Consider the following 6938-nt stretch of genomic DNA (forward strand, 5'->3'; position numbering starts at 1 on the left):
GGCCGGGGCCGCCCCGGGAGCACCGACGTCGGTGCTCCCGGGGCGGCCCCGGCCTTCCCCTTCCCCCGTGCCGCATCAGGCGAAGCCGCCCCGGCCGCTCGGGGAGGCGGGCCGCATGGGGATGATCGTGCCGGTGGAGCCGTACATCGTGGAGCCGTACATCGTGGAGCCGTGCGTCGGGGAGCCGTGCGTCGGGGAGGTGCCGAGCGCGCTGGGGGCCACGCGGATGGCGCCCACGGCGATGGCGGCCTTGAGGAGGGCGAGGCGGTGGAGGCTGGTCATGGCGTTCTCCTTCACGACGGGGGAGCGGGGTGGGAGCGGGGGGAGCGCAGGAGTGGCGGGAGCGGGGGAGCGGGGGCTGGTCCGTCAGCCGTTGCCCGGCGTGACCTCGTGCATCCATTGAGCCCCGGCAGCAGCCACCGCGTCACGACACTGCATCTCGGGGCTTGACAGCGCCGGGACGGGGCTCTCCCCAGCCGCCGGAGGCGATCCGGTAGGCGCCCGGCGTCGTGCCCGTCCAGCGGCGGAACGCCCGGTGGAAGGCCGTGTCCTCCGAGAAGCCCAGCCGGGCCGCGAGCTCCGCGATCGGCTCCCCGCTCTCCGCCAGGCCCGCGATCGCCGCATCCCGCCGCACGTGGTCCTTCAGCTGCTGGAACGAGGTCCCCTCCTGCTGGAGCCGGCGCCGCAGCGTCGCCGGGGACACCGCGAGGCGCGCCGCAACCTCGCCGAGCGCGGGCAGCCGCGGTGACGTGCGCAGCCGCTGCGTCAGGGTGCGGCGTACCTGCTCCGCGACCGTGGTCCCGTACTCCGGACGCGACAGCAGGTCGAAGGGGGCGCGGCGGAGCATCGCGTCGAGCGCGGACTCGTCCCGTATGAGCGGGGCGGTCAGCCAGTGCGCGTCGAATGCGGCGCCCGTACGGTCCTCCCCGAAGCGGACCGGGCAGTCGAAGAGGGTCTCGTACTCCTCCTCGTGCGGCGGCGGGGGATAGGCGAAGGCGGCGTACGCGAGCGGGATGCGCCGCCCCACCAGCCAGCTGCTCAGCCGGTGCCAGATGGCGAGCACGCACTCGGTGAGGAATCGGTCCTCGTCCCGCGCGAAGTCGCTGCGCACCGTGAACCGGGCCTCGGAGCCCGCGACTTCGAGCGCCAGCTCCGGCCCGCCGGGGAACAGCCCGTAGAAGACGGCCGCACGCTCCATGGCCGCACCCAGATCGCGGCAGCAGAGCGAGGCGTGACACATCATCGCGAAGGTGCCGGGGCGGCTCGGGACCGGGCTCAGGGCGAGGAATTCGTCCTGCGTGGTCCGGTACAGCGCCCGGAACAGCCGGGCGAACTGCGCGGGTGTGATCCGCGCCCGGTCGTCGCCCAGGAGCAGCGGCGGGATCTGCGCCTCCTGGAGCAGCGGCACGGTGTCGACGCCGCTGCGGCGGGCCCCCGCCAGCAGGGCCCGCACATGGTGCACGGTGACCGTCCGCTGCCTCCCCATGCGTCCGACGGTAGCCCGCCGGGGCGCAGGGCGATACGGACGCGACGGCACGGGATGAGGGCGCGGTGAGCCTGCGGGGCGAGCGGGCGGAGCGGGCGGGCGGGTGATCGGGCAGGCCGCAGGTGAGCGCTCGGGTCAGCGGGGGTGACGCTTCCGGTCATGCCGCTGCGGCGGTGCGGCTGCCTAGCGTCGGAGGGTCACCAACCTCCGGAGGGCATGCGATGGACGGTCGGCCGAGCACGTTGGCGGTGTTCACCCAGTGGACCGAGGAGCGGTACGGGCCGCAGACGGCCCTGCGGTTCCGGTCGCCGGACGGCGGCCGGCAGACCCGTACGTACGAGGAACTGGGCGCGGAGGTACGGGCCGTCGGGTGCGCGCTGCTCGGCCTGGGCGTGGCCGCCGGGGAACGGGTCGCCGTACTGGCGGAGACCCGGCCGCAGTGGACGTACACGCACTTCGGGGTGCTGGCGGCGGGCGCGGTCCTCGTGCCGGTGTACCCGACGGCCGGCGAGGAGGAGGTCGCCTGGGTCCTGTCGGACTCGGAGGCGGTGGTCGTGGTCTGCGATGACGGGCGGCAGGCGGCACGGGTCGAGGCGCTGCGGGCGCAACTGCCCGCGCTGCGGGCGGTGGTGCTGATGGACGAGCTGGCCCGGCACCCGCCCCGGGACCCGGTCCCGGAGTCCGAGCTCCTCGCCCGGGCCGCGGCCGTGCCCCCGGCGGCGGACGCCTCGATCGTCTACACCTCGGGCACGACGGGCCTGCCGAAGGGCTGCCGCCTCACCCACCGGAACCTGGGCGCGATTCAGGACGCCACCCTCCCGCTGATCGAGGGCGGCCCGGGGGACTCGACGTACCTCTATCTGCCCCTCGCCCACCTGCTGGCCCAGCTGATCCAGACCACCACGCTGCTGCAAGGCGGGGAGCTGTGCTACTTCGGAGGCAGGATCGAGGACGTGCCGGCCGAGCTGTCAGTGGTCGCCCCGACCCATCTGCCCTCCGTGCCGAGGCTGTTCGAGAAGCTGCACGCGGCGGTGCTCTCGCTGGCCGAGGCCCGGGAGGGCGGCCGGGAACGCTTCGAGGCGGCGGTACGGGTGGGCGTGCTCGCGGCCGACGGCCGGCTGCCCGAAGAGCTCCGGGAGGAATACGAGGAAGCGGAGAAGTCGCTGTACTCCCCGGTCCGGGGTGCGTTCGGGGGCAGGCTGAAGTGGGCGCTCACGGGCGGCGCCCCGATCGCCCCGGCGACCCTGGACTTCCTGCGGGCCTGCGGGATCACCGTCTACGAGGGGTACGGGATGACCGAGTCGGGCGGTGTCATCTCCCTCAACCACCCCAAGGCGGTGCGCCCCGGGACGGTGGGCCGCCCGATTGCGGGCTGCGAGGTGCGGATCGCGGAGGACGGGGAGGTGCTGGCGCGCGGGCCGATGGTGTTCCCGGGCTACCACGCGAACGAGGCCGCCACCGCCGAAGCGCTGGATCCCGAAGGCTGGCTCCACACCGGCGACTTGGGCGAACTGGACGCCGACGGCTACCTCCGCATCACGGGCCGCAAGAAGGAGCTGATCATCACCTCCGCCGGGAAGAACCTCACGCCGACGGAGTCCGAGTTCGCCGTCCAGCGCTCCCGCTACGTCTCCCGCGCGATCCTGATCGGCGACCGCCGCCCGTACCCGGTCGCCCTGATCGCCGTGGACGCGGAGGAGGTCGCGGCCTGGGCGGGACGGGAGGGCATCGACCTGGGACCATCCCCGGCGACCCACCCCGCCGTCCGCGCCCTGATCGACACGGCGGTCAGCGAGGCCAACGCCACGGTCTCCCGCCCGGCCCGCATCCGCGCCTTCCACATCCTCCCGGAGGACTTCACGGTCGCCGCGGGCACCCTGACCCCCACCCTGAAACTCCGCCGGGCCGCGGTGGCACAGCGCTATGCGCGCGAGATCGACGAGCTGTACGGGGGGTGAGGAGGCGGGGGTGCCCGACGCCGCGGCACCCTCCCGGGCGCCCCTGCGTTACACCCTGCTCCGCGTGGGTATCCCGGCTGCTGGGGAGAGGGGGCGTCGTGCAGGGTGCGGTGCGGAAGGCGGGGCGGGGAGCGGCCGGGCTGGGCGTCGTGGCGACCCTTGTCGTCGCCGGGTGGCTGACTTGGCTGCTGCCCGGGCCGCAGATCGCCGCCGTGCTCGGATTCGGGCCCGTCGACGGGGTCCTCTCGATCTCCCGGTGCTACGACGCCACCGACGCCGAGGGCTATGCGACCGGTACCGACTGCACGGGCTGGTACACCCCCCGGCGGTCGGAAGACCCGGCGCGCGAAATCGTCCTGGACACGGCCTCCGAGGAGTACCGGCCCGGCACCGAGGTGGAGGTCAGGACCACGAGGGGGAAAGCCTACGAACTGTCAGGGAGCGCCGTGTTCAACTTCGGCACCGCCACCGGCGTCCTCCTCGTGCCGTTCCTGGCGCTGGCCGCCTGGCTGTTCGCCTGCGCGCGCCACGGCAGGGCCCTGGACGGCGAGCCGTACTTCCTCTCCGCCCTGGCCGGTCTGCTCGCCGCCGTCGTGTTGTCCGCGGTGGCCGGCCTGCTGGTGGGGATCGGCCTGTTCGTCTTCTGACGTCAGGTCGAGCCGGCCCGGCCGTCCGGCCGACCGCTCACCGGAAGCGCTTCTTCGTCTGCGTCTGCGTCTCCGTCACCGGCCCTGGACGATCGGGCGGTAGGTGCAGACGTGCACCCCGGTGGGACTGACGGCCGAGGAGGCCAGTTCCAGGGTGTGCAGTCCGCCGTCCTCGGGGAAGATCGACTTACCGCCGCCGAGCAGCACCGGCATGATCATGAGCCGGAGCTCGTCGACCAGGCCTTCGCTCAGCAGGGTGCGTACGAGGGTGGGGCTGCCCATGACCAGCAGGTCGCCGCCGCCGGTCCCGCGCAGTTCCCGGATACCGGCGACTGCCTTGTCCCCCGCGATGCGCGTCGTGTTGTTCCACGTCAGCTCGTCATCGCCCAGGGTTTGGGACACGACGTACTTCGGGATGGCGTTCATGCGGTCGGCGAACGGGTCCCCCGCGCGCTCGGGCCACGCCCCGGCCATGGTCTGCCAGGTGCGGCGCCCGAACAACAGCGCCTCCGCCTTCCCCAGCGCGTCGTCGAAGGCGCCGCCCACCACCTCCGGGTCGAAGAACGGCTGCGACCATCCGCCGTGGGCGAAGCCGCCGTCGTTGTCCTCGCCCTGGCCGCCCGGGGCCTGTACGACGCCGTCGAGGCTGATGAATTCACTGATGACGATGCGCATGGGAGCCGTTCCTCTTACTCGTTCCGGTGTGTATGCAGAAGAGACTGCCGTGCCTCCCGGAACTCATCGCGCCTTCCCGAAGTCGTGTCGGTGGCGTGCGTCACAGTGCCGCCCCGAGGCGTGGCTGCTTCGAGGTGAGCCGCGTGCGCCTCACGCCGGAGCCCGGCCGCCGCACGCAGGGCGGCCGGGGCTCCCGGCTGTTGAGGCCGGGGACGGTTGCAAACATGCAGTCATCGGGGTAATCCGGGCAGGGAATCGGGCCCGGTGTCCGTTCGGTCGTGCGACCCCGGTGAAGCCGAGACGAATGGTCTGTCACATCTGCCGGGGGGACGGCGAGTCGGGTTCTCATACCTGATAGACAGTGGATATTCACGGCTGGCCCAGCCGTATACCTTTGACGGCTCCTTGGGGGGATCGCCGCACTGTGAAGCCGCTTCACCGTCACCTCGTCAACACCTCGCGCAAGGTCCTGTGCACGGCCGCGCTCGCGGCCAGCCTGACCACCGCCGCGGTCGTGACCAACCCGTCGACCGCCGACGCGGGAGAGTCCGAACCGACCCCGGACAGTCCGCAGGCCACCGACCGCGGTGACGCCCGGCTGGATCTGCCCGACATCGTCGCCGACCCGCCGCCCGCGGGCGCGGGCGCCCAGGAGGGGGCCAGCGGGATACCCGCGACCGCCCTCGACGCCTACCACCGCGCCGAGCTGTCCGTGGCGGCCGCGCTGCCCGGATGCAAGCTGCCCTGGCAGCTGCTCGCGGGCATCGGCCGGGTCGAGTCCGTCCACGCCTCCGGCTACGGGCTCAAGGCCGACGGCTACACCGAGAAGCCGATCCGCGGCCCCCGGCTCGACGGCAACGGCTTCGCCGAGATCCGCGACACCGACAAGGGCGAGTGGGACGCGGACGCGGTGTACGACCGGGCCGTCGGCCCGATGCAGTTCATCCCGTCCACCTGGGCCACGTGGGGCGCCGACGGCAACGGCGACGCCAAGCGCGACCCGAACAACGTCTACGACGCGGCGCTGGGTGCGGGCCTCTACCTGTGCGCGGGCGACCGGGACCTGTCGAACGCGGCCAAGCTCGACTCCGCGATCCTCAGCTACAACAACTCCCGCGAGTACGTGAACACCGTGCTCGGCTTCATGCGGCAGTACCAGAACGGCGGCGCCACCGAGGTGGCGAACCCGCCCGCCGGGAACTACCCGCCCCAGGAATCGGGCACCCTGCCCACCCCGCGGCAGACGCCGGTCACGCCGACGACGACCCCGAAGCCCAAGCCGACCCCGACTCCGACGCCCACTCCCACCCCGACGCCGACTCCGACGCCGACGCCGGAGAAGCCGGCCCCGCACCTGGCCGACCTGACGGTGTTGGACGGGCCCGGGCTCACGGCCGAAACCGGAGCGGCCTTCACCGTGGTTCCGCGGGTCAAGCTGGCGCTCAGCGACGGCAAGCCCGCCGCCGGCCGAGACGTGATCTTCGCGGTGGAGGAGGATGCCACCGGCACCCGCTTCGGATCGGCGAAGTCCGTGTCGGTCAAGACGGGCGCCGACGGCATCGCCGCCGCGCCCGGCCTGAAGGCGGGCGCCACCGCGGGCACGTTCAAGCTGCGCATCTCGGCCTACGACACCACGAGCAGGCTCACCCAGTACTTCGAGGGCAAGGTCACGGCTCCGGTCGCCGACCTGCTGTCCCGTCCGGACGGCTCGAAGCCGCTGGAGGCGGTCGCCGGCAAGAGCGTCACGGGCGTCGAGGTCTTCGCCACGGCCAAGGGCAAGGCGGCCGCGGTGTCCGGCGCCGTCGTCGGCCTGGGCGAGGAGAAGGACGGCACGTGGGTCCCGGTGGACCCGGCGACCGCGAAGGGCCCGTACTTCAAGGACGAGAACGGCAAGAAGGTCTTCGGCCTCCCGCTGGCCACGACCGGCGCCGACGGCAGGATCGTCCTGCCGGAGCTCTTCACGGACGCCGACCTCGCCCCGGGCACGTACCAGCTGCGCCTGATCACCCCCGAGGGCGTGACCTTGATCCTGCCGATCACCATCACGGCCCCGGCTCCCGCTCCGGCCCCCGCCCCGGACGCACCGAAGTAACCGGCCCAGACCCGGCCCCCTCGGGCCCGGGTGCACGCGGCGACGCAGTGGTCCCCGGCACGGTTCCCACGGTGCCGGGG

At 73.2% G+C, this 6938-nt stretch carries 6 protein-coding genes; 3 read left to right on the forward strand and 3 right to left on the reverse strand.

Features of this window, described 5'->3' with window-relative positions; all coding sequences use genetic code 11:
* Positions 1 to 75 precede the first annotated feature (75 nt).
* Together ACWGIF_RS37560 and ACWGIF_RS37565 are read right to left on the reverse strand one after the other, a co-directional pair.
* The gene (locus ACWGIF_RS37560; RefSeq protein ID WP_453504310.1) at positions 76 to 282 is read right to left on the reverse strand and encodes a hypothetical protein; all 207 of its coding nucleotides are present in this window, start codon (positions 280 to 282) and stop codon (positions 76 to 78) included.
* A 142-nt stretch (positions 283 to 424) separates the two neighbouring features.
* On the reverse strand, positions 425 to 1486 hold the full coding sequence (locus ACWGIF_RS37565) for an AraC family transcriptional regulator (RefSeq protein WP_453504312.1): 1062 nt from the start codon (positions 1484 to 1486) through the stop codon (positions 425 to 427).
* A gap of 221 nt (positions 1487 to 1707) precedes the next feature.
* Here ACWGIF_RS37565 and ACWGIF_RS37570 point away from each other — a divergent pair, with 221 nt between their 5' ends.
* Both ACWGIF_RS37570 and ACWGIF_RS37575 read left to right on the forward strand, forming a co-directional pair.
* Positions 1708 to 3444, forward strand: coding sequence for an AMP-dependent synthetase/ligase (locus ACWGIF_RS37570; protein ID WP_453504313.1), 1737 nt, complete (start codon positions 1708 to 1710; stop codon positions 3442 to 3444).
* A gap of 98 nt (positions 3445 to 3542) precedes the next feature.
* Positions 3543 to 4091, forward strand: coding sequence for a hypothetical protein (locus ACWGIF_RS37575; protein WP_453504315.1), 549 nt, complete (start codon positions 3543 to 3545; stop codon positions 4089 to 4091).
* A gap of 75 nt (positions 4092 to 4166) precedes the next feature.
* On the opposite strand, the gene ACWGIF_RS37580 is transcribed toward ACWGIF_RS37575, so the two are convergent.
* Entirely contained in the window at positions 4167 to 4766 is a 600-nt protein-coding gene (locus ACWGIF_RS37580) for a dihydrofolate reductase family protein (RefSeq protein WP_453504317.1), read from the reverse strand.
* A 424-nt stretch (positions 4767 to 5190) separates the two neighbouring features.
* Between ACWGIF_RS37580 and ACWGIF_RS37585 the strand changes: the two genes are divergently transcribed.
* Positions 5191 to 6858, forward strand: coding sequence for a lytic transglycosylase domain-containing protein (locus ACWGIF_RS37585; RefSeq protein WP_453504319.1), 1668 nt, complete (start codon positions 5191 to 5193; stop codon positions 6856 to 6858).
* Positions 6859 to 6938: the final 80 nt, after the last annotated feature.

Source organism: Streptomyces sp. NPDC054849 (assembly GCF_053610945.1).